Annotated in this window: 25 protein-coding genes; 9 read left to right on the forward strand and 16 right to left on the reverse strand. The window is 70.8% G+C overall.

Features of this window, described 5'->3' with window-relative positions; all coding sequences use genetic code 11:
• Positions 1–11: 11 nt before the first annotated feature.
• The gene (locus AB0M51_RS40430; protein WP_363754021.1) at positions 12–977 is read right to left on the reverse strand and encodes an iron ABC transporter permease; all 966 of its coding nucleotides are present in this window, start codon (positions 975–977) and stop codon (positions 12–14) included.
• A 148-nt stretch (positions 978–1,125) separates the two neighbouring features.
• Here AB0M51_RS40430 and AB0M51_RS40435 point away from each other — a divergent pair, with 148 nt between their 5' ends.
• Both AB0M51_RS40435 and AB0M51_RS40440 read left to right on the forward strand, forming a co-directional pair.
• Positions 1,126–2,118: an iron-siderophore ABC transporter substrate-binding protein gene (locus AB0M51_RS40435; protein ID WP_363754024.1), complete on the forward strand. Its 993-nt coding sequence runs from the start codon at positions 1,126–1,128 to the stop codon at positions 2,116–2,118.
• 22 nt (positions 2,119–2,140) lie between these two features.
• Positions 2,141–2,782: a hypothetical protein gene (locus AB0M51_RS40440; protein ID WP_363754027.1), complete on the forward strand. Its 642-nt coding sequence runs from the start codon at positions 2,141–2,143 to the stop codon at positions 2,780–2,782.
• On the opposite strand, the gene AB0M51_RS40445 is transcribed toward AB0M51_RS40440, so the two are convergent.
• The 5 genes from AB0M51_RS40445 to folP form a co-directional block, all read right to left on the reverse strand.
• Positions 2,757–3,659, reverse strand: coding sequence for an alpha/beta fold hydrolase (locus tag AB0M51_RS40445; RefSeq protein WP_363754030.1), 903 nt, complete (start codon positions 3,657–3,659; stop codon positions 2,757–2,759). The genes AB0M51_RS40440 and AB0M51_RS40445 overlap by 26 nt on opposite strands.
• Positions 3,660–3,692: 33 nt before the next feature.
• The gene (locus AB0M51_RS40450; protein WP_344191323.1) at positions 3,693–4,301 is read right to left on the reverse strand and encodes a hypothetical protein; all 609 of its coding nucleotides are present in this window, start codon (positions 4,299–4,301) and stop codon (positions 3,693–3,695) included.
• A gap of 104 nt (positions 4,302–4,405) precedes the next feature.
• Positions 4,406–5,092, reverse strand: coding sequence for a class III extradiol dioxygenase subunit B-like domain-containing protein (locus AB0M51_RS40455; protein ID WP_363754034.1), 687 nt, complete (start codon positions 5,090–5,092; stop codon positions 4,406–4,408).
• Positions 5,092–5,898: a pyrimidine reductase family protein gene (locus AB0M51_RS40460; protein WP_363754037.1), complete on the reverse strand. Its 807-nt coding sequence runs from the start codon at positions 5,896–5,898 to the stop codon at positions 5,092–5,094. Before AB0M51_RS40460 ends, AB0M51_RS40455 begins: the two co-directional genes overlap by 1 nt.
• A complete protein-coding gene (gene folP / locus AB0M51_RS40465) occupies positions 5,895–6,770 on the reverse strand; it encodes a dihydropteroate synthase (RefSeq protein ID WP_344191331.1) in 876 nt (291 codons plus the stop codon). The genes AB0M51_RS40460 and folP overlap by 4 nt, the downstream gene beginning before the upstream one ends.
• Positions 6,771–7,036: 266 nt before the next feature.
• Here folP and AB0M51_RS40470 point away from each other — a divergent pair, with 266 nt between their 5' ends.
• Positions 7,037–7,387 (forward strand): hypothetical protein, encoded by a 351-nt coding sequence (locus tag AB0M51_RS40470; RefSeq protein WP_344191333.1) that lies wholly within the window; start codon positions 7,037–7,039, stop codon positions 7,385–7,387.
• A 134-nt stretch (positions 7,388–7,521) separates the two neighbouring features.
• Here AB0M51_RS40470 and AB0M51_RS40475 read toward each other — a convergent pair whose 3' ends face one another.
• The gene (locus AB0M51_RS40475; RefSeq protein ID WP_363754042.1) at positions 7,522–8,301 is read right to left on the reverse strand and encodes a GAF and ANTAR domain-containing protein; all 780 of its coding nucleotides are present in this window, start codon (positions 8,299–8,301) and stop codon (positions 7,522–7,524) included.
• Positions 8,302–8,503: 202 nt separating this feature from the next.
• On the opposite strand from AB0M51_RS40475, the gene AB0M51_RS40480 reads away from it, so the two are divergent.
• From AB0M51_RS40480 to AB0M51_RS40490, 3 genes are read left to right on the forward strand one after another with little or no spacing between them, the layout of a single operon-like run.
• Positions 8,504–9,820, forward strand: coding sequence for an L-fuconate dehydratase (locus AB0M51_RS40480; RefSeq protein ID WP_344191337.1), 1,317 nt, complete (start codon positions 8,504–8,506; stop codon positions 9,818–9,820).
• Positions 9,817–10,569: an SDR family oxidoreductase gene (locus AB0M51_RS40485; protein WP_363754046.1), complete on the forward strand. Its 753-nt coding sequence runs from the start codon at positions 9,817–9,819 to the stop codon at positions 10,567–10,569. The genes AB0M51_RS40480 and AB0M51_RS40485 overlap by 4 nt, the downstream gene beginning before the upstream one ends.
• Complete coding sequence (locus AB0M51_RS40490; protein ID WP_344191341.1) at positions 10,566–11,528, forward strand: aldo/keto reductase; 963 nt, start codon at positions 10,566–10,568, stop codon at positions 11,526–11,528. The genes AB0M51_RS40485 and AB0M51_RS40490 overlap by 4 nt, the downstream gene beginning before the upstream one ends.
• 8 nt (positions 11,529–11,536) lie before the next feature.
• Here AB0M51_RS40490 and AB0M51_RS40495 read toward each other — a convergent pair whose 3' ends face one another.
• From AB0M51_RS40495 to AB0M51_RS40520, 6 genes are all read right to left on the reverse strand, one after another.
• Entirely contained in the window at positions 11,537–12,877 is a 1,341-nt protein-coding gene (locus AB0M51_RS40495) for a helix-turn-helix domain-containing protein (RefSeq protein WP_363754050.1), read from the reverse strand.
• A gap of 188 nt (positions 12,878–13,065) precedes the next feature.
• The gene (locus AB0M51_RS40500) at positions 13,066–14,136 is read right to left on the reverse strand and encodes a DUF917 domain-containing protein (protein ID WP_363754053.1); all 1,071 of its coding nucleotides are present in this window, start codon (positions 14,134–14,136) and stop codon (positions 13,066–13,068) included.
• 169 nt (positions 14,137–14,305) lie between these two features.
• Positions 14,306–15,409, reverse strand: a complete 1,104-nt coding sequence (locus AB0M51_RS40505; protein ID WP_363754056.1) for a DUF917 domain-containing protein — start codon at positions 15,407–15,409, stop codon at positions 14,306–14,308.
• Positions 15,406–16,479 carry a DUF917 domain-containing protein gene (locus AB0M51_RS40510; protein WP_363754059.1) on the reverse strand — a complete coding sequence of 358 codons (1,074 nt, stop codon included), beginning with the start codon at positions 16,477–16,479 and terminating at the stop codon, positions 15,406–15,408. The genes AB0M51_RS40505 and AB0M51_RS40510 overlap by 4 nt, the downstream gene beginning before the upstream one ends.
• Before the next feature lie 31 nt (positions 16,480–16,510).
• Positions 16,511–18,067 (reverse strand): hydantoinase/oxoprolinase family protein, encoded by a 1,557-nt coding sequence (locus tag AB0M51_RS40515; RefSeq protein ID WP_363754062.1) that lies wholly within the window; start codon positions 18,065–18,067, stop codon positions 16,511–16,513.
• Positions 18,068–19,420, reverse strand: a complete 1,353-nt coding sequence (locus AB0M51_RS40520; RefSeq protein ID WP_363754065.1) for a cytosine permease — start codon at positions 19,418–19,420, stop codon at positions 18,068–18,070. It lies immediately after the preceding gene.
• A gap of 83 nt (positions 19,421–19,503) precedes the next feature.
• Here AB0M51_RS40520 and AB0M51_RS40525 point away from each other — a divergent pair, with 83 nt between their 5' ends.
• Positions 19,504–19,911: a DUF6153 family protein gene (locus AB0M51_RS40525; protein ID WP_344191355.1), complete on the forward strand. Its 408-nt coding sequence runs from the start codon at positions 19,504–19,506 to the stop codon at positions 19,909–19,911.
• A 49-nt stretch (positions 19,912–19,960) separates the two neighbouring features.
• On the forward strand, positions 19,961–20,554 hold the full coding sequence (locus tag AB0M51_RS40530) for a DUF305 domain-containing protein (RefSeq protein WP_363754069.1): 594 nt from the start codon (positions 19,961–19,963) through the stop codon (positions 20,552–20,554).
• Between the two features lie 60 nt (positions 20,555–20,614).
• Here the strand turns inward: AB0M51_RS40530 and AB0M51_RS40535 are convergent, their stop codons facing one another.
• Positions 20,615–20,911, reverse strand: a complete 297-nt coding sequence (locus AB0M51_RS40535; RefSeq protein ID WP_363754072.1) for a DUF2218 domain-containing protein — start codon at positions 20,909–20,911, stop codon at positions 20,615–20,617.
• 65 nt (positions 20,912–20,976) lie between these two features.
• Here AB0M51_RS40535 and AB0M51_RS40540 point away from each other — a divergent pair, with 65 nt between their 5' ends.
• Positions 20,977–21,519 carry a TetR/AcrR family transcriptional regulator gene (locus AB0M51_RS40540; protein ID WP_363754075.1) on the forward strand — a complete coding sequence of 181 codons (543 nt, stop codon included), beginning with the start codon at positions 20,977–20,979 and terminating at the stop codon, positions 21,517–21,519.
• On the opposite strand, the gene AB0M51_RS40545 is transcribed toward AB0M51_RS40540, so the two are convergent.
• The gene (locus AB0M51_RS40545; RefSeq protein WP_344191363.1) at positions 21,496–23,637 is read right to left on the reverse strand and encodes a heavy metal translocating P-type ATPase; all 2,142 of its coding nucleotides are present in this window, start codon (positions 23,635–23,637) and stop codon (positions 21,496–21,498) included. The two genes, AB0M51_RS40540 and AB0M51_RS40545, sit on opposite strands and share 24 nt — an antisense overlap.
• Before the next feature lie 88 nt (positions 23,638–23,725).
• The gene (locus tag AB0M51_RS40550; RefSeq protein WP_344191365.1) at positions 23,726–25,306 is read right to left on the reverse strand and encodes an ATP-binding cassette domain-containing protein; all 1,581 of its coding nucleotides are present in this window, start codon (positions 25,304–25,306) and stop codon (positions 23,726–23,728) included.
• Positions 25,307–25,364 lie beyond the last annotated feature (58 nt).

A 25,364-nucleotide genomic window follows, 5' to 3' on the forward strand; every position in this document is an offset into this window, starting at 1 on the left:
GGTCCGCGACCTCACAACGCCACCGCCCGGCGGCGTACGACGAGGACGAACACGGGAGCGCCGACGATGCCGAGGACCACGCCTGCCTGGACCTCACCGGCACCGCCGACGAGCCGGCCGACGAGATCCGCCAGTACCAGCGTGGTCGCGCCGATCACGCCCGCGGCGGGGATCAGCCAGGTGTTGCGAGCGCCGAAGATCCGCCGCGCGACGTGGCCGGCCAGCAATCCGAGGAACCCGATCGGCCCGCACGCCGCGACGCCGGCCGCGGTCAACAGGCCGATCGCGGCGAGTCCGACCAGGCGTGCTCGGCGTACCGACAGTCCGAGTCCGGCCGCGACGTCGTCGCCCAGGGCGAGCAGATCGAGATCGCGGGCGTTGACCGCGGCCAGGAACGACCCGATCACCGCGAACGGCAGGACCTGCCCTGCGACGTCCAGGCCGCGTCCGGCGACCGAGCCGACGGCCCAGAAGCGGTAGCTGTCCAGCGTGTTCGCGTCGAGCAGGACGATCGCGGACGTCAGCGCACCGAGCATCGCCGCCACGGCCGCGCCCGTCAGCGCCAGGCCGATCGGTGATGCGCCGCTACCTCTCGAGGCCAGCTGCTGTACGGCGAAGGTGGCGATCAGCGAGCCGATGAGCGCGACCCAGACGGTGGCGCCGACCGAGTCGACCAGGCCGAGTTGCAGTCCGAGTACGACCGCGAACGCGGCGCCCGAGCTCACGCCGAAGATGCCGGGCTCGGCCAGGGCGTTCCGGGTGTGGCCCTGCATCAGCGTGCCGGCGATCCCCAGGCACAGGCCGATCAGTACGGCGACGACCGTGCGGGGAAAGCGCAGACTGCGGACGATGACGTCCGGGTCGGACCCGTTGTTCGCGGTCAGCGCGTGCCACAAGGCACCCGGCCCCAACCAGCGCGATCCGAACGCGAGGCTCGCGGTGAACGCGAGCAACAACAACACCACGAGGACACCCAAAGCAGCACCCCGCCGGACGACTGGACGCGGCGGTGGGACGGCAGACACGGGTAGGGGTGCGGAGGGCGGGGGCATATGGTTAGGGTTGCCTTACTTGTGAGGTGGAGAGCCACCTTAACCCGCCGCTCGTGCCGATCTGGAGACACCCGTGCGCCTGCCCCGCATCACCGCCCTGCTCGCCGTCTCGGTCAGCGCTGCCGCCCTCACGCTGACCGCCTGCGGCTCGTCCGGATCCGGCGACGACCCGGCCGCCGCCGGTGCGGCCGGCGAGGGTTTCCCGCGGACCGTCGAGCACGCGATGGGCAAGACCGAGATCAAGAGCCGGCCGCAGCGGGTCGTCGCGCTCGACACCAGCTACGTGGACGCGACGCTGATCCTCGACACCCCGGTCGTCGGGTACACCGACTACCGCACCATCAACGGGCAACTCCCGGACTACCTCGGCGACGACCGGAAGACGTACGGCTCCGAGGCCGAGTCGGTCGGCACGCTCGCCGAGCCGAACCTGGAGAAGATCGCCGCGCTCGACCCGGACCTGGTCATCACCGCGAAGGTCCGGCACGAGAAGCTCTACGACCAGCTGTCCGCGATCGCGCCGACGATCATGTCCGAGACCACCGGCGCGACCTGGAAGGACAACATCCGGCTGGAGGCCAAGGCGCTCGGCAAGGAGGACCTCGCGGAGCGGGAGATCTCGGCGTACGAGAAGGCCGCGAAGACGACCGGGGACGCGATCAACGCGAAGGCGCACAACCCGACGATCTCGGTGGTCCGGTTCGTCGACGGGCCGACCCGGCTGTACCAGAACGCGAGCTACTCCGGGATCGTGCTGAAGGACGCCGGCCTGAAGCGCCCGAAGTCGCAGGACGTCGCCGGCTTCGCGCTGGAGATCAGCCCGGAGCGGATCAAGGACGCCGACGCGGACGCGATCTTCGTCACGACGTACGCCGACGAGAAGGGGCTGAGCGCGAAGACGGCCGCCCAGTTCGAGGCGAACCCGCTCTGGAAGCCGCTGGCTCCGAAGGTGCACGACGTACCGGACCTCACCTGGATGACCGCGGTCGGCCTGCAGGGGGCGTGGTCGATCCTGGACGACCTCGCGAAGACGTTCGGCGTACCGGCGCCTGTCCGGCCGGCGTGATCGCGCTTGTAGGGTCGGCCGTATGACGGCTCTCACCCGGTGGCATGTCGGCCCGTGGACGACCCGCGGTACGGCGCCCGGCGCCGCGTTCGAGCCCGGCCGGAAGCGGACCCCCGACGAGCTGAACTTCGACATCGTCGGCCTGTCGCGGATCGTCGGACGCCGCCAGACGCTCCCCGAGGAGATGCTGGTCCGCCGCTGCCAGGCGGCGCTCCGTCCGACCGATCCGCGGGTGTGCGGCGTCCAAACGCTGGACCCGGAGCTGTCCGCCGAGCTGGCAGCCGTAGCCACGGACGCCTTCACCTGGCTGACCGAACGAGCACCGGCCGGCTACGAGTTCGTCCACACGGACGCTGTCGAACTCCAGCCGCTACTGGACCTGTCCGCGGACGTCGTCGCCGTCGACGCCGTCGTACAACTCGCCGGCGTCCCCCTCCCCGCGGCCCGCCTGGCCACCTCCCACGTACGCCGCTCCGCCACCGGCCAGTGGTACGCCGGGGACGCCGCCTGCAACTGGTCCGGCCCTCACCCCAGCTCGGCTGAAGCAGTAGCCGCAGTACAAGCGGCCCGCACCGAACTGATCCACCAGCTCACGGCTGCCGACCGCCAAGACCTGGCCAGCACAGCCGACCGCTGGCCTACCGTGCCTGTGGAGTCCGACTAACCACCAAATGCCTGCTCAGGAAGGACAACTCCGTCTCCACCACCTGTTCGTGGGCGGTGGTGAAGGGGGCGTAGTGGTTGCCGGGGACCTGGAGGACCTGGGCCTTCGAGGTGGTGGCGGCTGCTTTGAGTGTCGGAGCTGCCAGGGCTGACTTGTCGTCCTGGCAGACGACGTACAGGATCGGGCAGCGGGCGTGCGGAGCGTACTTCGCGGGCCGGTAGAACACCGCGGGGAGGACCGAGCGGGCGGCGACGGACTGTTGCCAGTCGGGGTAGCGGTTGCCGGGGCTGAGGATCTCGCTGCCGAGCTGCGCATCGGGTGTGTTGAGGAGCGCGACCGTCCCGGTTGGACCGGCGAGATCGACCAGGCGGGGCGGGCGACCCAGCCACCCGCCTGCCACGTCCAGCAACGCTCGTCCGATCAGCCGTAGCGCGCTGCCGGGAGACTGGTAGCGGGACGCATGGCGGGTGACAGTCGGGCCGTCGACGTTGGCGGACTGGGCGATCGCCGCCGACAGGCCGAGGTCCTCCGAGGCCAGCTGCACGATGTATCCGCCGGGCAGCGAGAACGCCCAGATCGCCACCCGTTCCACCCCGGGCAGCGTCTTCGCGTACGCGATCGCCGCCCGCCAGTCCTCCAACTGGTCCCGCACCTGCGCCACCTGCCGCGGCGCTCCCGCGCTCTCGCCGAAGTTGCGGTGGTCGAACGCCAGCACGCTGAATCCGGCGGCGGCGAACTGCTCCGCGAACCGATCCGTCCCCGGCTCCTTCGTCACTGCGAAGCCGCCGGTCATCACCACGCATCCGCCGTTGGTCCCCGGGTAGTGCCAGGCCGCACACGCAACGCCGGCACTCGTGAAGCTCACCTTCTCGCGCATAGCGGAAGTGAACCACGTGGTTCGCAAAGTTGTCTAGGGCAGACCCGGAGCCTGCTCCTCGCGCTCCAACGCCCGGGTCAGCGCCGCGAACCCGGCCTCGATACCGGCGGCGTCCCCACTCGTCCGCCACTCGATCAAGAACCCCCGCAACGTCCCGAGAATCAGCTCGGCCACCTCCGTACGCCGCTCCTCCGCCCAGTCGTCCGGGCACAACGCCAGCAACGTCGGCAGGTACTGCCGCGACGCCGACCGAGCCAGGTCGGCGTACCGCGCGGCGTCGTACATCGCCAGCCCGATCGCCTGGTCCAACACCCACGACTCCTCACCGATCAGCGTCGGCCACATCGACCGCACCCGCTCGGCCAGCGACCCGCCCCGCTCGGCCGCCGCCGACACCGCGCGCGTGATCCGGCGTTCGCGCAACTGCAGGACCGCCTGCGTCAGCAGGTCTTCCGCGCCGTCGAAGTGGTACAGCAGCACCTTGTGCGTCGTACCGGCCGCCCGCGCCGCGCGCCGCAGCGAGAAGTCGACCAGCCCGTTCGTCCCGAGGTCGTCCGCGACCTTGTCGAGCAGTTCCCGCCGCCGCGCCTCACCCCGCGGCGACTTCGCCGACCGCCGATACCCCGTCCGTTCCTCAGTCACCCCGCCAGTATCAGCGACTCCGTCCACCGCCGCAGGTACGCCGTCACCTCGGCGACGTCGCAGGTCGCCGCCGGGGCGAAATGGGGTCTGGAGCAACTGGAATTCTAAGTGAAGGACGCGACGAAGTAGCCGACGCCGTACGGCGCTGCGTCGTACAGCAGGTCGGCGTCGAGCGTCGTACCGGCGAGTGCACCGGCGAGGACCTGCCAGGGGGCGCGGCCGGCCGCCTGGAGGACCGCCGCCAGGTCTGGGTCGAGGGCGGCGAGTACGTCGAGATCCACGTCCTGGAAGGCCTTCGCGACCGTGGTGTCGAAGATCTCGGCGCGGGGATGCAGGTGGACAGGGGCGTGATCGCTGCGTCGGGCGGAGCCGTCGCCCATCACCAGCAGGCCGATCCGTTCGTTGCCTGCAGCAAGCTCGTGGCCGATTTCCAGGCAGCGCCCGGGGGTTTCGCCGGTCGGGACCGCGAGGTAGCTGCGGGGCAGCTCGGCGGACTTGGACTGCTCGAGCAGCCAGCCGCCGACGGTCAGCGACAGCGGCAGGACGCGCGGGCCGGAGCCGATGCGTACGTCGGGCGCGCCGTACGGGCCGAACGAACCGCCCGCGTCCGCGGCGTACGTCGCTGACGCAGGGCCGGAGCCGACGACGACGATGCTGGTCGCCGACGACAACGCGTCGAGCGCGGTCCGGCAGGCGGCGCGTAACGGCTCGAGCTCCGGCGCGGCCCCCGAGGCAAGCTCCGGCACGATGATCGGCGGATGCGGACAAACCGCCGCCGCAACGACTGCCATCAGTCCGCCCCTCCCGCGGACGAAGCCTGGCCCGCCTCCGCCGCGGCAGCGGGCGGTGCGTCTGGGTGCGTGTCCCGGCCGTGGCGGAGGAAGAGGAAGTTGTCGTCGGTGGAGAGGATGTGGAGGAGCGGGAGCTGGCGGGCGTCGGTGGAGCCGAGGCCGTCGGTGATCCGGCGCGCGCCGGGACCGGCGAGGAGGGGTGAGACCGTCAGGCACAGCTCGTCGACCAGGTCGGCGTCGGTGAGCGAACCCAGCAGGTGCGGGCCGCCCTCACACAGGATCTGTTTCAGCCCCCGCTCCCCCAGCGCCTCCACGGCCGCCCTCAGATCAACAGCCTCCTCGCCGCAGACCAGTACGTCGGCGACCTCGGCGAGGGCCTCCCGCTGTCCGGCCGGCGACGCCGCACAGGTGATCACGATGGCCCGCGTCGGCGCGTCCGTGAACATCGGGCTGTCCGCGGGCAGGTCGAGCCGGGCCGAGACCGCGGTGAGCGTCGGGTTCTCCGGCAAGCCGTGTTCGACCCGCCAGGCGCGGCGTTTCGCCCCGAGCCGCAGACCGCCGTACCCCTCGGCGCGCAGCGTGCCGGCGCCGACCAGGACGGCGTCCGCGAGCATCCGGAGCCGGCCGAGCATGTTCTGGTCGTCCTTGCTGGACAGGCCTCCGGACAGGCCGTTCACCGTCACCGCGCCGTCCAGGCTGGTGACGAAGTTCGCCCGGAGCCGCGGCACCGACCGATCGGCCACCGCGTACGCGGCGATCAGCTCGTCCTCGGTCAGCTCCGGGCCGGCCGCACGATCTCGAATCACACCAGGCTCCTTCGGGTGTACGCCGGGGTCGCGGTCTGCCGCAGTACGGCGATCAGGTCGAGCGCCTGCCGGACGCCGGCGACGTCGTGGACCCGGAACACCCGCGCGCCGAGCCAGGCCGCGACACTGACCGCGGCGAGGGTCGCCGGGCCGCGCCGGCCGGACGGCAGGTCGAGAGTCTCGCCGAGGAAGTCCTTGTTCGACATCGCCACCAGCACCGGCCAGCCGGTCGCCGCCAGCTCGTCGACCCGGCGCGTCACCTCGAGCGAGTGCAGGGTGTTCTTGCCGAAGTCGTGGGTCGGGTCGATGACGATCCCGTCCGGGCGCACACCGGCCGCGATCGCCTTCCGGGCCAGCGCGGTGGTCGTCCGGATCACGTCCGCGACCACGTCGTCGTACGCCATCCGGTGCGGGTCGGTGCGCGGCTTCAGGCCGCCGACGTGGCTGCAGACCAGGCCCGCGCCGACCTCGGCGGCGGCGCCGGCGAGCTCGGGGTCGTGACCGGACCAGGTGTCGTTGATCAGGTTCGCCCCGGCGGCGCCGACCCGGCGGGCGACGCCGCTGCGGTAGGTGTCGACGCTGATCAGCAGCTCCGGGTGCCGGTCGCGGACCGTGGCCACGAAGTCGACGGTCCGGCGCAGTTCCTCGGCCTCGTCGACGGGTTCGCCGTACCCGGCCTTGACACCGCCGATGTCGACCAGGTCCGCGCCGTCGGCGACCGCCTGGTCGATGGCGGTCAGCGCCGCCTGGGTGGCGAACGTCGCGCCGCCGTCGAAGAACGAGTCCGGGGTCCGGTTCACGATCGCCATCACCGCGAACTCCCCCGGCCCGAACGCCCGCTTGCCCAGCCGCAGGGTGCCGTCGTCTGCCACCCAACAGACTGTACGGGGCGGGCGGCGCGGGCGCCGCGCCAGACTCCGTAGACCGGACAAACCTTGTCAGGAAGGTGATTGCTGTCTATGGTGGCTGCGGGTTGGGAGAACAGCCTGCGGCCCGTGTCCAGGGGCCAACTGTGTAGCGAACACAGGGGAAGCTGATGAAACTCCCGGTACACAACCCGTCTCAGCAGTCCGCGACCGGCGTCGAATGGTTGCGCCGAGCAACGAGATTCGGGAGCTGAGGCCCGGTAGGAACGGCGATGACCTCGCCGGCCAGGATCGGTTACGTCGATCGGCACGGGCACCGGATCAATCGCACGACGTGGCGCGCCCTGTCGGCGCGGCCCGAGTACGTCGTGATCGCGAGCGACCTCGTCGACCTCGCCGGAGGTCGCGCGCCGGTCATCACCATCTGGCTGGGGCTGTACCTGCCTGCCCGCGAAGCGCCGGTCTTCGAGACCGTCCTGCATCCGATCGGCGGTGCACGGGCCCGGACGTGGAGGTGGTCCTGCCTCGCGGACGCCAGAACGGGTCATCAAGACGTGGTGTGTGAGCTGGCGAGCAGCCGGCTGTCGCACGACCGGACAGGAGGTGCCGGCCAAGACCGCTGACGAGGATCCGGCGACATCGTCGCCCGGAGGTGTGCGGCCAGAACGGCGGGCCGGGTCGCCTCCCCGCGAACGGGTGTCGCCGGCCCTGGCGTCCGATGGTGCACCGTCGGACGCCAGGGCAGGCGTGTGGAGGGTCATGCGCCGGCGTCACCACTCCCCGGCGGGCGCTCGAGTCCGGACTCGAAGGCCCGGCTGTCGACCGCCGGCTGTCCGGTCAGTTTCGCGACCAGGTCCGCGGCGACGTCGCGCAACTTGCGATTGTTGTTCTGCGAGTGCCGGCGCAACAGTTCGAACGCGGTCCGGGCGTCGCACCGCTGCTGCCCCATCAGCACGCCCAGCGCCTGGTCGATCACCGACCGCGACGCCAGCGCCTGCTCGAGCTCCGCGCCGAGCTGGGACTGCCGCACCGACCGCGCGGCCAGCGCGAGCGTTCGCGCCGCCTGGTCGGCATAGGCCACCGCGCGCTCCCGATCGGCCTCGCTGAAGGTGTCCGGACGGTCGTAGCCGTAGAGGTTCAGCACGCCGATCGTGCTCCCGTCGACCACCAACGGGAGCGCCAGCGACGCCTTCACTCCCAGTTCCTGCGCCGCGACGCCGTACCGGCTCCATCGCCGGTCGCGCTCCTGGTCCGGGACCTCGACCGCGGCACCACTGTCCAGCGCGTCCAGGCACGGCCCCTCACGGAGGCTGTACTGCCGCTCGTCGATCAGGGCCGCCCGCGGATCGCTGGCCACCAGGGTCACCGGCTCGCCGTCGTACCGTGTGGTGATCCCGCACGACGCCGGCGGCTCGACGATCTTCGCCGCGACGTCGGCGACCTTCGCGAGCAGGTCCTCCAGATCGGGACCGGACAGCAGCAGCGACTGCACCGAGCGCAACGCGTCGGCGAACGGCACCTGTTCGTCGCCGGACACTCCCCCACCTCGATCCCGCAGACCGATGGAATCCAGTACCGCCCCAGGTCGACGGCGACCGAGTCGCGACGTCCGGCAATTTCAGGGTACGCCCGGGCGCCCGCGGGCGTCCGCCGGAGCGACGACAGGCGCCTGACTGCCCAAACCTGCCACATATCCTATAGGATCTGGTCGACACCCGCCCGCGTAGAACGGCTCCCGCATGGCACGATTCACCGAGTTCGAGACGTACGACGTCCGCTTCCCCACGTCCCTGGACCTGGACGGGTCCGACGCGATGAACACCGACCCGGACTACTCCGCGGCGTACGTCATCCTCCGGACCGACGCCGGGGACGGGCTGGAGGGGCACGGGTTCGCGTTCACGATCGGCCGCGGCAACGACATCCAGACCACGGCCATCGAGGCGCTCCGCGAGCACGTCGTCGGGCTCGACCTGGAGGCCACGCTGAGTGACCTCGGCGGGTTCTGGAAGTCGCTTGTGCACGACTCGCAGCTGCGCTGGCTGGGCCCGGAGAAGGGCGTCATGCACATGGCGATCGGCGCGGTCGTGAACGCGGTGTGGGACCTGGCCGCCAAGCGCGCCGGCGTACCGCTCTGGAAGCTGCTCGCGGATCTCACGCCGGAGCAGATCGTCGACCTGGTCGACTTCCGGTACCTGACCGACGCGCTGACCCCGGAGGAGGCGCTGCGGATCCTGCGCGCGGCCGAGCCGGGACGGGCCGAGCGCGAGGCGGTACTGCGCGACCGCGGTTACCCGGCGTACACAACGACCCCTGGCTGGCTCGGGTACGACGACGCGAAGCTGGTCCGGCTGTGCCACGAGGCGGTCGCCGCGGGGTTCACGCAGATCAAGCTCAAGGTCGGCGCGAACCTGGACGACGACGTCCGCCGGATGCGACTGGCCCGCGAGGCGGTCGGCCCGGACATCCGGATCGCGATCGACGCCAACCAGCGCTGGGACGTCCCGGAGGCGATCCGCTGGATCGAGGCGCTGGCGCCGTACGACGTCTGGTGGGTGGAGGAACCGACCAGCCCGGACGACATCCTCGGGCACGCCGCGATCGCCCGCGCGATCGCGCCGATCCGGGTCGCCACCGGCGAGCACGTGCAGAACCGGGTGGTGTTCAAGCAGCTCCTCCAGGCGGAGGCGCTGTCCTTCCTGCAGATCGACTCGGCCCGGGTCGCGGGCGTCAACGAGAACATCGCGAACCTGCTGCTGGCGGCCAAGTTCGGCGTACCGGTGTGTCCGCACGCGGGTGGGGTAGGACTGTGTGAGCTGGTCCAGCACCTGTCGATGTTCGACTACGTCGCGGTGAGCGGATCGGTGGACGACCGGGTGATCGAGTACGTCGACCACCTGCACGAGCACTTCCTGGACCCGGTGGTGATCCGGGACGGGCACTACGTGGCACCGGTACGGCCCGGGTTCGGCGCGGAGATGGATGCCGAGACGCTGACCGACTTCCGGTACCCGGGTGGCAAGATCTGGACCGATCTGACGAAGGAGAACAAGTGAGCGACTTCGACGGTCTGCGGGCTGTTGTCACCGGAGGCGCATCCGGGATCGGGCTCGCGGCGGCTCAACTGCTGGCATCCCGGGGTGCCCAGGTGGTCGTGTTCGACCTGAAGCCGGACGTGGACGCGCCGCTGACCGGCATCGCGGCCGACGTCACCGACGACGGCTCGATCCGGGACGCGGTCGCCGCGGCGGCGCTGCAACTGGGCGGCATCGACGTACTCGTGAACAACGCCGGCATCGGTGCCCAGGGCGACGTGAGCGCGAACGACGACGCCGAATGGCACCGCGTCCTGGACGTGAACGTGGTCGGCATCGCCCGCGTCTCCCGGGCCGCGCTGCCGCACCTGCGGAAGTCGTCCGCGGCCGCGATCGTCAACACCTGCTCGATCGCCGCGACCGCCGGCCTGCCGAACCGGGCGCTGTACTCGGCCAGCAAGGGCGCCGTACTGGCACTGACGATGGCGATGGCCGCGGACCACGTCCGCGAGGGCATCCGGGTGAACTGCGTGAACCCCGGTACGGCGGACACGCCGTGGGTCGGGCGGTTGCTCGACGTCGCGGCGGACCCGGCCGCGGAGCGCGCGGCGCTCGAGGCGCGGCAGCCGATGGGCCGGCTGGTGTCGGCGGACGAGGTGGCGACCGCGATCGCGTACCTCGCCAGTCCGCTGTCGGGGTCGACAACCGGTACGGCGCTCGCCGTCGACGGCGGCATGCAGAACCTGCGGCTCCCGGCGGTGAAGTCATGAGGCTCTTTCCGGAAGGTCAGCGCGTCGGGCTGGGCAGCGCCCCGCTGGGCAATCTGCTCGGTGAGGTCCACGAGGCCGACGCCGTCGCCGCGGTGAACGCCGCCTGGGACGAAGGCTGGCGGTATTTCGACACCGCCCCGCACTACGGGCTCGGGCTCGCCGAGGAACGGCTCGGTCGCGCCCTGCACGGCAAGCCGCGGGACGAGTACGTGCTGTCGAGCAAGGTCGGGCGGATCATCTACTCGTCGGACAGCGCGGCGCCGGACGACGAGGGGTTCGACGTCAGTACGACGCGACGCCGGCGGTGGGACTTCTCCCGGGACGGCGTCCTGCAGAGCATCGAGGACTCGCTGCGGCGGATCGGGACCGACCGGCTGGACGTGGTGTTCGTGCACGACCCGGACGACCACTACGAGGAGGCGGTCGCGACCGCGTTCCCGACGTTGATCGAGCTCCGCGAGCAGGGCGTGATCGGGGCGATCGGCTCCGGGATGAACCAGTCCGCGATGCTGACCCGGTTCGTCCGGGAGATCGACATCGACGTGATCATGCTGGCCGGGCGGTACTCACTGATCGACCCGGACGGGCTGGACGACGTACTGCCGGCGTGTGTCGAGAACGACGTCCAGGTGGTTGCCGTCGGCATCTTCAACTCCGGTCTGCTGTCCCAGCCCCGGCCGGCTGCCGGGGCGACGTTCAACTACGAGCCGGCCGCACAGTCACTGGTCGACAAGGCCAACAAGCTGGCGGACGTCTGCGAGTCCCACGGCACCACGCTTCCGGCGGCGGCGCTGGCGTTCCCGTTGGCGCACCCGGCCGTCGCAGGCATCGCAGTAGGTTGCCGCAACGCAGACGAGGTCCACACGAACGCAACGCTGGCGCGAGCAGAGGTCCCGTCAGCTCTCTGGTCAGACCTGAAGTCAGCGGGCTTGCTGCGAGCAGACGCACCCACCCCGTAGGTAGCTTCCTACTCCGTAGGCGTTGTGCGGGAGGCGAGGTGGAGTGCCAGGCGCTCGTCCGGGTTGGTGAGGTCTACGCCGAGCAGGTGCTGAATCTTGGCTATGCGGGCCGACGCCGTGTTGCGGTGGATGCCTAGCACTGCTGCTGTCTCCGCAAGTGACGACTCTGTGTCCAGGTAAACGGCCAGCGTGGTGACCAGATCGCCAGGCTGGTCCTTGATCGGGGCGAGGAGCGCCTGCGCCGCCGGCTGGAACGTGTCGGTGCGGGTCCACGCGAGCAACAACTGCGCCAGTCCGAGCCGGTCGACATGCAGGAACCGCCCGGTCTCGGCCCGTCCCCGGGCCAGCCCGGCCGCGTCGCCTGCCTCCGCCAACGTGGTGGCGATACCACTCGGACCGGGCTGGACCCGGCCGACCCCGACGTACGTGTCGACAGTCTGCGCCAGCCTGCGCTGGACGCGGCGGATCGCGGCGGCCTGCTGCTGCACCTCGGTGGCGGTCGGCTCGCGTACGGCGGTGATCCACGCGGACCAGCCGTCACCCTGCTCGACCACCACCGCCCGCAGCCCCTCGGCGTCGAAGGCCTCCACCACGTCCGTACGCCGACCGGCCACGTCCACCTGCCCGTCGGCGCCGATCCGGATCCCGGTGTGCCAGCCGTCGAGCTGCCAGCCCAGGTCGACCGCCCGCCGTCGTGTCGCCTCCGACGGCTCACCGTGCAGCAGTTCGCCGAGCAACGACGTACGTTGACGCGCGTCCCGCTCCAGCTCCAGCCGTCTGAGCGCCAGCCGCTCCCCCACCGCGGGCGCGACCACCGACAGCACCTCAGGTACGGCGGCAACCTCAGCCGGGACCACACCGGGCAGCCGTGCGACCAGCCAGCACACAGGACCCGCGCTGAGGACTGCAACAGCGACCAGGACCGCACCGCCCTGCAGATCGACCCGGTACGGCGCAGCCCAGGCGACCGGTACTCGCGGCAGCACGTCGATGAGTGCTGCGCGGTCCGCCGGGTCCAGCGGGTCTCCGGCGAGCGTGCCGCCGTCCGCACCGGCCAGCGTCACGGGACGGTCCAGCACGGTGGACGTCGTCCGCAGTACCGAGGTGAGGTCGCGGTCGGCCCGCCTGAGCTCGGACACGGCCCGCAGTACGAGGTCCGAACGCACCACGTCGGGCTCGGCCGTCACCCGTCGCAGGTACTCGTGGGCCGCCAGCGGATCGGGACAGCCCAACACAGGCAGCTGCAACCGCTCCGCCAGCAGTTGAGCCCCACGTCCCAGCGGCTCGGTTCCCGCCAGCAACAAGGCTGCAGCACCGGCAGCCGAGGCCCGGCTGATCAGAGCATCCACTCGCCAGTCCCGGTGGTCCTCAACCACCAACACCACCAGCACTCGCCCCTCGAGTCTCTCCGGCCGGGCTCCGAGGCCCAACACCACAGAAGACCCGGTAAGCCGCACACCCTGCTCGAGCGGAGGGCCGGCCAGGACGACTACGTCTCGCCAGCCCGGGGAGGTGAGCATGGCGGTCAGCGGGGTTGTCACGAGGCTTCCAGGAGTTGGGGATCGCAGGCCAGACCGAAGGCTTCTGGCGCTACGTGCCGGAGACGGTCAGGGCGACGCCACCAGGTGGGACCGGGAAGGGCCAGTACAACGACCTCGTCGCCGGTGCGTACGGCGTCCACGGCGATCGGCTGGAGCGTGCGGTGGTCCAGGACGCACAGGAGGTCTGGCGTGGTGACAACCGGCGTACCGTCGACCAACGCGAGCAGATACTCGTTCTCGGTCTCGATGCGGATGACTGCTCGGCTGGCGGTGTCCACCACGCACAAGCTCCCCCGGCCGAACGCCGCACCCCCGTCAGCGATGACATGCCGAGCGACCTCCTCCACCCGCCCGCTCCCCAGCAACCGCCCACCCAGACCGCCGGCCACAGCAGCAGGCGACGCACCCGGCTCGAGCGCGGCATGTGCCCGCCCAAGCGCCAACGCCCGCGTGAGACTCCCCTCGACCGCGTCCACCGCCGCAGCCTCGATCGGCGTCGGCGCCAGGGCCAGCACGGCCCATCCACCGGTCTGCGCAACAAAGCTCCGCACAGCCCGCTCCAGCCCGGCAGCGTCGACGTTGTCGACCACGATCACCTGCCCGCTCGGCTCACTCAGCGCACACGGCGTCAGCGACCGGCCCGCCACCGCCCACGAGAACTGGTCCAGCCGCGGCAACGCCCGCCCCATCAGGTCCGCGTCGACCACCGGCAGACCCAGGTCCAGCGCGGCGATCAACGGCGTCAACCCGTTCAGTCCGCCGGCCTCCAGCGACATCAACCCGGTCACGTCCGCCCCGGTCCACCGGCCGACCGCCCGTACTGCAGTCTCGAACTCCCCACCGCTGGGCAGCTTCTCCATCAACACACTCGTCGCCCCGACGACACCGATCGGACTCACCGAGACGCCGGGCAGGTCCACCGCGTCCCGCAGCACCAGCTCCCCCGTCCCGAGCCGCCGCCGCAACATCCGCCCGAACGCCCCCGTGTCACCACCACCGCCGGAGCCGAGCAGCGTGACCCCGACAACCAACGCCCCCAGATCCCGCTCCCGGACGACCGTGCTCATGGCCCGATCCTCCCACCGCGGACCTCCACCACTCATCAACTGCGCCGAACCGGCCACGCCACGCTACCCCTGAGCGTGGCACGGGCCCGCGCCCCGAGGTTGCTGAGTGCTGGAAGTCCGGGTGGAACCCCGGCCCGCCGCGGAGGGGTCAGCACGGCGGGCCAGGGGGCTAGAGAACGAGGGCGTGCCGCTCGACGGGGTTGAACTCGACGTCGAGACCGAAGCACGACGGGCCGAAGACCGCCAGCGCCTCCGGCGTCCGCATCAGGTCCGGCGTCGAGATGCCCACGACCGTCACGCGCTGCCCGTAGCGCAGACCCTCGGTGGTGATCGGCTCCGCGGTGTCCCCTTCGAGGACGCAGATCAGGTCCGGCACCGTGCACACCACCTCGCCGTCCACCTCCGCGACCAGGTTCTCGTTCTGGAACCGCAACTCCAGCTGCGAGGTCCCGTCGTACGAGGTGAACCTCGCCCGACCACGCGCGAAGCCCTCGACCGTACGCCGTTCCACGTCGACGACCTTCCCGCGGAACAGCACCCGCAGATGCCTGTACAGCGTCGGCGCCAGGGCCTCCCGGACCGCCTCGACCGGGTCCTCGTGCGCCGCCCGCGCCTCCCGCACCGCGCGGCCGATCGACAGCCCGAGCGACAGGGTCCGCGGTACGGCGGTCCGCTTCACCTCGGCACCCGTCATCGAGTACTCCGCGATGTGCGCGACCCCGCCCAGCCGGATCGTGATCCCCCGCGCCAGCCACTCCATCTGCCGGTTGTCCGTACCGGTGTCGATCACCACGGTCTCGTCGTGCTCCCCCGCGATCGCCATCGGCGACCCCGGTACGCCGTACACCGAGAACGTCTCCATCTGCAGCTCCGGGAACGCCCGGCCCATCCCGTCCGCGTCGACGACGGGCAGCCCGGTCCGGGCCGCGACCAGCAGCGGGATCATCGAGTTGATGCCGCCGCACTCGATCGGCATCGTGGCGTCGGCGCGGCGGCCGAGGTGCTTCTCCAGCGCCCGCAGTGCGCCGACCGGTTCACTGCCGCGCGGGATCTTCTCCACGATCACCGTCGGCGCGCCCATCTGCGCGGTCGGGATCACGAACGCGTCGTCGTCGAGCTCGTCCGGGTCGAGAACGGTCACCGGCCCGTGTTCGCGGATCGCCTGCTCGACCAGCAGCCGCCCGATCAGCGGGTCGCCGCCACCGCCGGTGCCGAGGATCGCCGCACCGCGGGCGAGATCCCTCAGGTGCTCGATTCCGAGTTGCCGGCTCATACCGTCTCCAGGGCGCGGATCGGGTCGAGGTCGTAGCCGAAGTACCGCGGGCCGACCAGCTCGATGCCTTCCGGCGAGTGCCAGCGTTCGTCGGCGGGGGCGGCGAGCACGCTGACCCGGTGGCCGTAGCGGAGCGCCTCGGTGGTGATCGGTTCGCCGGACTCGGTGTCGAGCACGATGATCAGGTCCGGCGTCGTCGCCACCGCCGTACCGTCGAGCTCCGCGACCAGGTGCTCGTTCTGGAAGCGCAGCGTCAGCATCCGCCCGTGCGACGCGTCCAGCCCGTCGACGACCGCGTCACCGCGGGCGAAACCGGTCGTCGTACGGCGTTGCACGTCGACGACCTTGCCGACGTGCAGGAGGCGGCCGCCGAGTTCGTCCACGACCGCGGCGACCGGATCGGTGTGCGCGCGTTGCGCCCGCTCGATCGCCTGGCCGATCGTGACGCACTTGCTGAGCGTGCCGGCGACGAACGCCCCGCGGACCTCGGCGCCGGTCATCGCGTACAGCGAGACGATCGTCGAGCAGCCCATGTCGACGGTGGCGGAACGGGCGAGGCGTTCGGCCCATTCGTTGGTGACCGTGTCGAAGACGCCGCGGTTGCCCTTCTCGTCGACGATCGCCATCGGCGTCGCCTCGATCCCGGCGAGCGTCGGCAGCACCATCTGCAACTCGGGGAACGCCCGGCCCATCCCGTCACCGTCCACCAGGGGCAGGCCGAGCTGTGCGGCGGCGATCACCGGTACGGTCGAGTTCACGCCGCCGGCCTCGATACAGGCGAGGTGCGTCGGGGTCTTGCCGACGTACCTCGCGAGGGTCTGGACGGCGACCGAGATCTGGTCGGCCGACGGCAGCTTCTCCACCATCACCGTCGGCGCACCCATCATCGCGACCGGCAGTACGCACGCGTCGTCCGGGAGGTCGCCGACGGCAACGACCTGCACCGGCCCGTGCTCCTTCAACGCCTGCTGCGCCAGCAACCGCCCGATATGCGGATCACCGCCACCGCCGGTGCCCAGCACAGCCGCCCCACGGGCCAGCGCTCCCAGGTCCTCAGCCCGCAACTTCATCGCAACCACTCCACTCCGGATGCCCAGGCCATCACGCCACCCCCAGGCGGAGGTCGCCGACCGCCTTGCAGCGGATCCGGGTCGCGTTGCCGGGCAGGTACGGGATCGGGACCTCGTCGAAGTCGACGATCCGGACGGCCGCGGGGTCGGCGCCGGCCGCGATCGCGCGGTCGACGGCCTCCTGGCGGGCCTCGTCGACGACCGCGTCGCGGCGACCCGGGTCGATCGCGTACACCCGGTCGACCTCGCCGCCGACCTGCGCGATCGCGGCACCGATCGCGTTCGCGACCGCGAAGTTCTCCGGCCGGTGCACCGCGAGGCTGCCGGGCAGGTCGTCCGGGAGCAGGATCGACCCGCCGCCGACCGCCACCACCGGCAGCGGGTCCGGCGACGTACGCATCCGCTCCACCGCGTCCGCGATGTCCGCGGCCACCCGGGCGAGCGCGGCCTTCACCAGCGTCGGATCCAGGTCGGCCACCGCGTCCGCGTCACCCACCTCGGCCCGCCCGGCCGCGACCGCGATGTCGGTCGCCGTCACCGTCCGGCCGCCGAAGACCAGCGCCTCCTCGGTCAGCCGGTAGCCCACCGACCGCGGCCCGACCGTCACCTGACCGTTGCCTTCGGCCACCAAACTGCCACCGCCGATGCCGATACTGAGCACGTCCGGCATCCGGAAGTTCGTGCGTACGCCGGCCACGTCCACCTCGGTGGTCGCCTCGCGCGGGAACCCGTGGGTGAGGACGCCGACGTCGCTCGTCGTACCGCCGACGTCCACCACCGCGCACGTGTCCAGGCCGGACAGCAGCGCCGCGCCGCGCATCGAGTTCGTCGGGCCGGACGCGAACGTGGCGACCGGGTACCGGCGGGCGAAGTCGACGTCCATCAGCGTGCCGTCGTTCTGGCTCAGGTACAGCGGCGCGGAGATGCCGTGACCCTCGACGGCGCTGGCCAGTCCGTCGACGATCGATGCGGCGAGTTCGCGGAGCGCGGCGTTGATGATCGTCGCGTTCTCCCGCTCCAGCAGGCCGATCCGGCCGATCTCGTGGGACAGCGAGATCGCCACGTCGTCGCCGAGCTCGGCGCGCAGGATCTCGGCGGCACGCAGCTCGAACTCGTTGCTCACCGGCGAGAACACCGACGAGATCGCCACCGACCGGACGCCGTGCCGGCGCATGTCGTCGGCGTGCCGGCGCAGCTCGTCCTCGTCCAGTTCCGCGATGTGCCGGCCGTCGAACTCGTGCCCGCCGTGCGCCAGGTAGCTGCGCCCGCTGATCGCTTCGACCAGCCGCTCGGGCCAGTCCACCAGCGGCGGCAGGGACGCGGTCGCGGGCAGACCGAGCCGCAGGGCCGCGGTCGGCGCGAGGCGGCGGGCCTCGATCAGCGCGTTGATGAAGTGCGTGGTGCCGATCATCACGGCCTGCACCTGCGCCGGGTCGAAGGATCGCTCCGCCTGCAGCCGGTCCAGGGTGTCGATGATGCCGGCCGTCACGTCGGCGCTGGTCGCGGACTTGTTCGCCGCCAGCACGGTGCTGCCGTCCAGCAGCACGGCGTCGGTGTTGGTGCCACCGACATCGATGCCGATACGCATTCAGATCCTCCCAGGTTGTACGGCGGTAGTGATTCCGGTCGGCGCACTCTCCATGGTGCGGCTGGTACCGAGGCCGCGGATCAGGCCGAGCTTGCCCGCGACGACGTACGCGAGGAAGCCGACGACGAGCGAGTTGATGCTCGGCAGGCCCCACGCGACGTACTTGCCGATCAGGGCGGCGCCGATCCAGATCACCAGCGTGGCCGGCACCCACGTCGGGGCGGTCGCCGGCAGGGTGCCCGCGGTCCGGGTCGCGTCCAGGTCGGGGCGCCAGCGCTTGACCACGAAGTACTCCGCGACCATGATCCCGGCGATCGGCGGGAACGCGACCCCGAGCACGATCAGGAACTCGGTGAACTTGTCCAGGATCCCGCCGGCCGCGAGTACGCTGCCGAGAACACCGACCGCCAGTGTCACGACGGCCCGGTTGACCCGCCATCCGAAGACCGTGCCGATGAAGTTCACCACGCCGAGACCGGAGCTGTAGAGGTTCCAGTCGTTGATCTTGATCGTGCCCAGGATGATCACCAGCGTGCCGACCCAGCCGACCGACGAGGTGACGATCGTGATCACGTTGGCCGAGCCAACGGCATGCGCGAGCAGTACGCCGACCAGGCCGATCACGTACTCGCCGAGGGTGATGCCGAGGACGGTCTGCTTGACCACGTCGCCGACGCTGCGGTTGTAGCGGGTCATGTCCGGGGTAATCACCGCACCGACGATGAACCCGCCGGCGACGAGCGTCGTACCCTGCAGCAGGCTCAGGTGCGGACCCGGCGGCGCCGACGCGACCAGCGAACCGAGGCTGTGGTCGGACAGCTCACTGATGATCGACCATCCGACCAGGACCAGGAACGCCGGCACCGTCACGTAGGCGACCCATGCCATCGAGTGGAAGCCGCGCAGCACGACGAGCGTCACCGCGAGACCGAAGACGAGCGACCAGCCCCAGGTCGGGAGTACGCCGATCAGCTGGCTGAGGCCGGCCGCGGAAACCGCGGACTGGATCCCGAACCACCCGATCAGGCTGATCCCGATCGCCAGCCCGATCAGCGACGACCCCGCCTGACCGAACCCGGTCCAGCGCGCGATCACCGACGTCTGCAGTCCCTCACGCGCACCGATCACGCCGATCAGGATCGCGACCAGCTCGAGGATGACCGCGCCGAGGGTGAGCGCCCAGAACGCGTGCCAGAAGCTCATCCCGAACCCGAGCGTCGCGCCGAGCAGGAACTGGCTGAGCGCGGAGATCTGCCCGAACCGCTGGGTCGCGACGGACCACCACGAGTAGCGCGCGTGCTCCGGGACCCGGGCGAGCGCGTAGTCGTCAGCACCAACAGAAGAACCGGCCATGGTGGAACCTCCAGCTCTGGGATTTCACCGAACGTACGTCTGCCGGCGGCCCTGCCTCACCGTCCAGTGTGCACACCCGGCGCGTGCTGACTGTGCATCTCGCCCAGCTCGGTACTCTTGTCGCGATGGCCGGACACTTACCCGACTGCGGAGCGCGACTGCTTCGCGTCCTCGGCGTACTCACCGTGGTCGCCGGTGTCTTCGCCATGCACGGCCTCACATCGAACCACGACGCCGCGATGGCCGTTCACATCGCGCCCGTTGCCCCTGCCGACGTGCATGTCACTCCGGCCGAGGAGATGGCCGGCATGGGCGGGGCGTGCGTCGCGGTGCTGACCGGGCTCGTGCTGCTGCTCGCGCTCATGCTCGGGCTGCGCAGCCTGTTGGTATGGCGTGCGGTGGAAGTGCCGGCCTACGCGCCGGGTCGCGTCCGGAGCGAGCGATCGCCGCCGGGACCGGTGCTGTCTTCCTTGGGAGTACTGCGGATATAGGCCGACGTGCGCCTGCTTCCGCCGTACCCACAACTACCCAAGGAATGTGATGACGCACGTCTACCGTACGACCGCTGTACTTCTCCTGTTGCTCGGCGCAACCGCTTGCGGCTCCTCGGACTCCGGGTCGATGCCGGGGATGAGCCATTCGAGTACGTCGGCAACTCCGTCGGCGAGCCACAACGACGCGGACGTGATGTTCGCGTCGCAGATGATCCCGCACCACCAGCAGGCCGTCGTGATGGCCGACTCGGCGCTGCGGAAGGCGACGAACGCGGAGGTCAAGCAGTTGGCGACCGCGATCAAGGCGGCACAGGACCCGGAGATCAAGCTGATGTCCGGGTGGCTGACCGCCTGGGGCAAGCCGGTCCCGACACCTGGCGAACACGCCGGTCACACCATGACCGGGATGATGAGCCCGCAGGAGATGGACGACCTCTCCAAGGCGGACGGCAGCATGTACGACCGCATGTGGGTCACGATGATGATCAAGCACCACCAGGGCGCGGTCACGATGGCCAAGACCGAAGAGACAACCGGCAAGGACACAGCCGCCGTCGCTCTCGCCAAGAAGATCCAAGCAGCCCAGACCACCGAAATCACCACCATGCAACGCCTACTGCGCGGACTCCCAACAGCCTGACGACCGCGGAGCAGGCGCAGGTCGGGGCCGGCCGCCGGTCCGCCGGTCCGTCCGTCCCCGTCAGGATGCTTGCCAGCTGACTCGAAGGTCGTCTCGGCGACCGAGCTGTTCTACCCGGTGGGCGACCCGGTTGCTCTGCTCTTCCAGGGCGACCGGGTCGTCCGCCTCCAGGTGCAGCATCAGCTGCTCGGGGGTCGAGCGGATCGTCCAGGTTGCGGCGCCCAGGTCGACCACCAGCTCGTCGGGGGACTCGGACAGGACCCGGAGTCCGCCGGGGCCGTGGCCGAGGTGGCTGGTCAGCTGGGCTAGGTAGCGATCGGCGCGCGCGGTTTCCACGTGGGCTTCGAGAGCAGGCACGGCGGACTCCTTTTTCGAGACACTGTGTCTCGATCATAGGCAGAGTGGCCAGCTAGAATCCAGATATGCCGAAGTTGTGGGAGCACACGATCGCCTCGCATCGGTCCGCCGTCCAGGAGGCGATCCTCGACGCGGCCGCCGTGCTGGTGGCCGAGGGCGGGCCGGCCGGCGTCAGCATGGCGGAGATCGCGCAGCGGGCCGGGGTCGGGCGGGCCACGCTGTACAAGTACTTCGGGGACGTCGACGCGGTGCTGTCCGGGTGGCATCAGCGTCAGGTGACCGCGCATCTGCGGCAGCTCGAAGAGGTGTGGGAGCGGACGAAGCGGATCGACGACGTACTCGAGGCCTACGCCTTCATCTGCCACGAACACCCACCGACGGCAGCGCCGTCGTTGCATCGGGAGCAGCACGTCGACCACGCGCGTTCGCACCTGATCGACTTCGTCGCGGAGCGCCTCGGCGACGTGCGGACCGACGTACCGAAGAAGGAGCTGGCGGCCTACGCCGTGCACGCCCTCGGCGCGGCAGGCGCCGTACCGTCGAAAGCGGCGGTACGGCGCCTGGTGGCGGTGACTCTGAGCGGACTACGCGACGAGCCGCCGCGGTGACAGGTCCAGCCGGCGGAGGAGCTGCGCGTTGAGCGCGACCACGATCGTCGAGATCGACATCAGCAGCGCCCCGACGGCCGGTGAGACGACCACCCCGGCGAAGGCCAGGACGCCGGCGGCCAGCGGGACCGTGATCACGTTGTACCCGGTCGCCCACACCAGGTTCTGCCACATCTTGCGGTAGCTCGCCTTCGACAGCTCGATCACCGACAGCACCGCGCGCGGGTCGTCCGCGGCGAGCACCACCCCGGCCGACTCGATCGCGACGTCCGTCCCGGCGCCGATCGCGATCCCGACCTCGGCCCGGGCCAGCGCCGGCGCGTCGTTGACGCCGTCGCCGACCATCGCGACCTTCAGCCCGCGCGCCTGCAGTTCGGCGACCTTGGCGTCCTTGTCCTGCGGCAGTACCTCCGCGAACACCTCGTCGATCCCGAGCTCCCGCGCGACCGCATCGGCCACCTGGTGTGCGTCACCGGTGATCATCGCGACCTTCACGCCCCGCTGGTGCAGCGCCGCGACCGCCTGCCGGGACTCCTCGCGGACTTCGTCCTCGAGCGCGATCGCCCCGAGCACCTGCCCGTCCCGCACGACATGCAGGACCGCGGCACCCCGCTCTTTCCACTCCGTTACCGAGGCCGCCAACGCGTCCGGCTCTCCGAGACCGTTCTCCCGAAGGTACGCCGGCCCGCCGACCGCGATCTCAGACCCGTCCACGACCGCCTGCACACCCCGCCCGGTCAACGACCGGAAGTCCGAGGCAACAAGCCCGCCGTTGCCACGAGCAACCCCACCGCCGCCACCGCCCGCCGTCCCGTTCGTCGTGCCGTTCGTCGCGCCCCCGCCGACCCGGGCGGCGGCGGGGTGAGTCGCGTGTGCTCGGACGATCGCCTTCGCCAACGGGTGTTCGCTGTCCGCCTCGACCGCCGCGGCCAGCGCCAGCAGCTCGTCCTCCGAGACCGCTCCCACGGCGGCGACCCCGGTCACGGCCGGCTCGCCCTTGGTCAGCGTGCCGGTCTTGTCGAACAGCACCGCGTCGATCGTCCGCATCCGCTCCAGCGCCAACCGGTTCTTCACCAGTACGCCGGCCCGCGCGGCCCGCTCCGTCGAGATCGCGATCACCAGCGGGATGGCCAGCCCGAGGGCGTGCGGGCAGGCGATCACCAGCACGGTCACGGTCCGCGTGACGGCCTCGTCCAGCTTGCCCAGCAACGCCCACACCACGAACGTGATCAGCCCCGCGATCGAGGCGAAGTAGAAGAGGAACGCCGCCGCCCGGTCGGCCAGCGCCTGCGCCCGGGACGAGGACGCCTGCGCCTCGGCGACCAGCCGCTGGATGCCGGCCAGCGCGGTGTCGTCGCCGACCGCGGTGATCTCGACGCGCAACGCGTTGTCGGTGGCAACGGTCCCGGCGACGACCGGGTCTCCGACGGTGCGCGACACCGGCCGCGACTCGCCGGTGATCATCGACTCGTCGACCTCCGCCTGCCCCTCGATGACCGTTCCGTCGGCAGGCACGCGTCCGCCGGACCGCACCAGTACGACGTCACCCGCCTCCAGCTCGTGCAGCGACACCTCGACCACACCGTCGTCGGTCACCTTCTCGGCCGAGTCCGGCAGCAACGCGGCCAGTGCGTCGAGCGCTCCGGAGGCGGCGCCGAGCGCCCGCATCTCCAGCCAGTGCCCGAGCAGCATGATCACGATCAGCAGCGCGAGCTCCCACCAGAAGTCCAGGTCGAACCCGCCGAGCTTCAGCGTCGTCACCCAGGAGGCGACGAACGCCACCGTGATCGCCATCGAGATCAGCAGCATCATCCCGGGACGGCGCGTCTTCAGTTCGCTCCAGCCGCCGGTCAGGAACGGCTGCCCGCCGTACAGGAAGATCACCGTGCCGAGCACCGGCGCGATCAGCCCCGAACCCGGGAACTCCGGCGGCATGTACCCGAGCAGATCCCCGAACATCGGACTGAAAACCACCACCGGCACCGCCAGCACCAGGCTGATCCAGAACCGATCCTTGAACTGCGCCGCATGATCCCCGTGCCCACCATGCCCGTCGTGCCCACCGTGGCTCATCTGGCCTTCGTGTCCACCGTGCTGATGCTGCTCGTGCTCGTCCATGCCTCAGACCATACCCCTAGGGGGTATCAAGTTCAAGCGCACAGAGAAGCCCCGCCACCCGACGGGGTGACGGGGCTGGTACCGCGACCTACAGCGGATCGGTGTCGGAGAGTCCCTCTGGTGTCAGGTCCAGCCAGCGGGTGATGCCGATGTCGCGGAGGAACGGTACGTCGTGGCTCGCGACGACGAGGGCTCCGTTGTACGACGCGAGCGCGTCCTTCAGTTGCCCGATGCTTGCGAGGTCGAGGTTGTTCGTCGGCTCGTCCAGCATCAGCAGCTGCGGCGGTGGCTCCGCGAGCAGCAGCGCCGCCAGCGTCGCCCGGAACCGCTCCCCACCCGACAACGTACTGACCAGCTGATCCGCCGCCCGCCCGCGGAACAGGAACCGCGCCAGCCGGGCCCGCCGCTCCTGGTTCTCCGTACTCGGTGCCAGCAACGCGAGATTGTCGACGATCGACAGGTCGTCCCGGAGCAGGTCCAGCCGCTGCGGCAGATACCGGAACGGCACCACCGGCAGCTCCCCCGCCACGACCGACTGCAGCAGGGTGGTCTTCCCGGCGCCGTTCCGCCCGGTCAGCGCGATCCGCTCCGGTCCGCGGATCTCCAGGTCGACGTGTGCCCCGGTCCGCAGTACGTGATCCTCCAGCCGGAGCACGATCCGGCCCGCGGGTACGGCGGTCTTCGGCAGGTCGACGCGGATCGTGTCGTCGTCGTGGACCTTCTCCTCCGCGTCGGCGAGCGCCTCCTGTGCGGACTCGAGCCGCTCGGACTGCATCCCGAGGTGCTTGCCGGCCGACACCTGCGCGGACCGCTTCAGCCCGCCGGCGATGATCTTCGGGATCCCGCCCTGCTCGAAGGCCCGCTGCCCCCGGGCCCGGCGCTGGTCCATCTTCGTCCGCGCCTCGACCAGATCCTTCTTCTGCTTGCGTACGTCGGCCTCCGCCGCCCGGAGCATCCGCTCCGCGGCCTCCTGCTCGATCGCGACCGCCTCCTCGTACGCGGTCAGGTTGCCGCCGTACCAGGTGACCTCGCCCTTGCGGAGATCGCCGATCTGCTCGACCCGGTCGAGCAGCTCCCGGTCGTGCGACACGACCAGCAACGCACCGCGGAACTGGTCGACGGCGTCGTACAGGTGCCGCCGCGCCCGTAGGTCGAGGTTGTTGGTCGGCTCGTCGAGCAGCAGTACGTCGGGTCGCCGGAGCAGCTCCGCCGCGAGCCCGAGCAGGATCGTCTCGCCGCCGGACAGCTCGCCGACGCTGCGGTCGAGGCCGATCGCGCCCAGGCCGAGCTTCCCGAGCATCGCCTCGGCGCGTTCGTCGACGTCCCAGTCGTCGCCGACGATCGCGAAGTTCTGCTCGGAGGCGTCACCGGACTCGATCGCGGTCACGGCCCGCCGTACGGCGTCGATGCCGAGCGCCTGGTCGACCCGCAGCGACGTGTCGAGGGTCAGGTCCTGCGGCAGGTACCCGAGCTCGCCGGCGACGCGGATCGCCCCGCGCTGCGGAGTCAGCCGGCCGGCGATCAGCCGGAGCAGCGTCGACTTGCCCGCGCCGTTGCGGCCGACCAGCCCGGAGCGGACCGGGCCGGCGACGAACGTCAGGCCGTCGAAGAGCACCTCGCCGTCGGGCCAGGCGAAGGACAGGTCGGTACAGGACAGGGAAAAGCTCATGAGGTGTCGACTCCCACTGAGGTCTCGGACGAGATCGCGCGCCAGAACGGCGGCGATC

Source organism: Kribbella sp. NPDC051137, from assembly GCF_040682535.1.
Taxonomy (GTDB): domain Bacteria; phylum Actinomycetota; class Actinomycetes; order Propionibacteriales; family Kribbellaceae; genus Kribbella; species Kribbella karoonensis.

Coding starts and splice junctions, on each gene's coding strand:
- AB0M51_RS40440 (WP_363754027.1), top strand. CDS start 2,141: ATGACGGCTCTCACCCGGTGGCATGTCGGCCCGTGGACGACCCGCGGT.
- AB0M51_RS40445 (WP_363754030.1), bottom strand. CDS start 3,659: ATGCGCGAGAAGGTGAGCTTCACGAGTGCCGGCGTTGCGTGTGCGGCC.
- AB0M51_RS40455 (WP_363754034.1), bottom strand. CDS start 5,092: ATGGCAGTCGTTGCGGCGGCGGTTTGTCCGCATCCGCCGATCATCGTG.
- AB0M51_RS40470 (WP_344191333.1), top strand. CDS start 7,037: ATGACCTCGCCGGCCAGGATCGGTTACGTCGATCGGCACGGGCACCGG.
- AB0M51_RS40480 (WP_344191337.1), top strand. CDS start 8,504: ATGGCACGATTCACCGAGTTCGAGACGTACGACGTCCGCTTCCCCACG.
- AB0M51_RS40490 (WP_344191341.1), top strand. CDS start 10,566: ATGAGGCTCTTTCCGGAAGGTCAGCGCGTCGGGCTGGGCAGCGCCCCG.
- AB0M51_RS40500 (WP_363754053.1), bottom strand. CDS start 14,136: ATGAGCACGGTCGTCCGGGAGCGGGATCTGGGGGCGTTGGTTGTCGGG.
- AB0M51_RS40505 (WP_363754056.1), bottom strand. CDS start 15,409: ATGAGCCGGCAACTCGGAATCGAGCACCTGAGGGATCTCGCCCGCGGT.
- AB0M51_RS40510 (WP_363754059.1), bottom strand. CDS start 16,479: ATGAAGTTGCGGGCTGAGGACCTGGGAGCGCTGGCCCGTGGGGCGGCT.
- AB0M51_RS40515 (WP_363754062.1), bottom strand. CDS start 18,067: ATGCGTATCGGCATCGATGTCGGTGGCACCAACACCGACGCCGTGCTG.
- AB0M51_RS40520 (WP_363754065.1), bottom strand. CDS start 19,420: ATGGCCGGTTCTTCTGTTGGTGCTGACGACTACGCGCTCGCCCGGGTC.
- AB0M51_RS40530 (WP_363754069.1), top strand. CDS start 19,961: ATGACGCACGTCTACCGTACGACCGCTGTACTTCTCCTGTTGCTCGGC.
- AB0M51_RS40540 (WP_363754075.1), top strand. CDS start 20,977: ATGCCGAAGTTGTGGGAGCACACGATCGCCTCGCATCGGTCCGCCGTC.
- AB0M51_RS40545 (WP_344191363.1), bottom strand. CDS start 23,637: ATGGACGAGCACGAGCAGCATCAGCACGGTGGACACGAAGGCCAGATG.
- AB0M51_RS40550 (WP_344191365.1), bottom strand. CDS start 25,306: ATGAGCTTTTCCCTGTCCTGTACCGACCTGTCCTTCGCCTGGCCCGAC.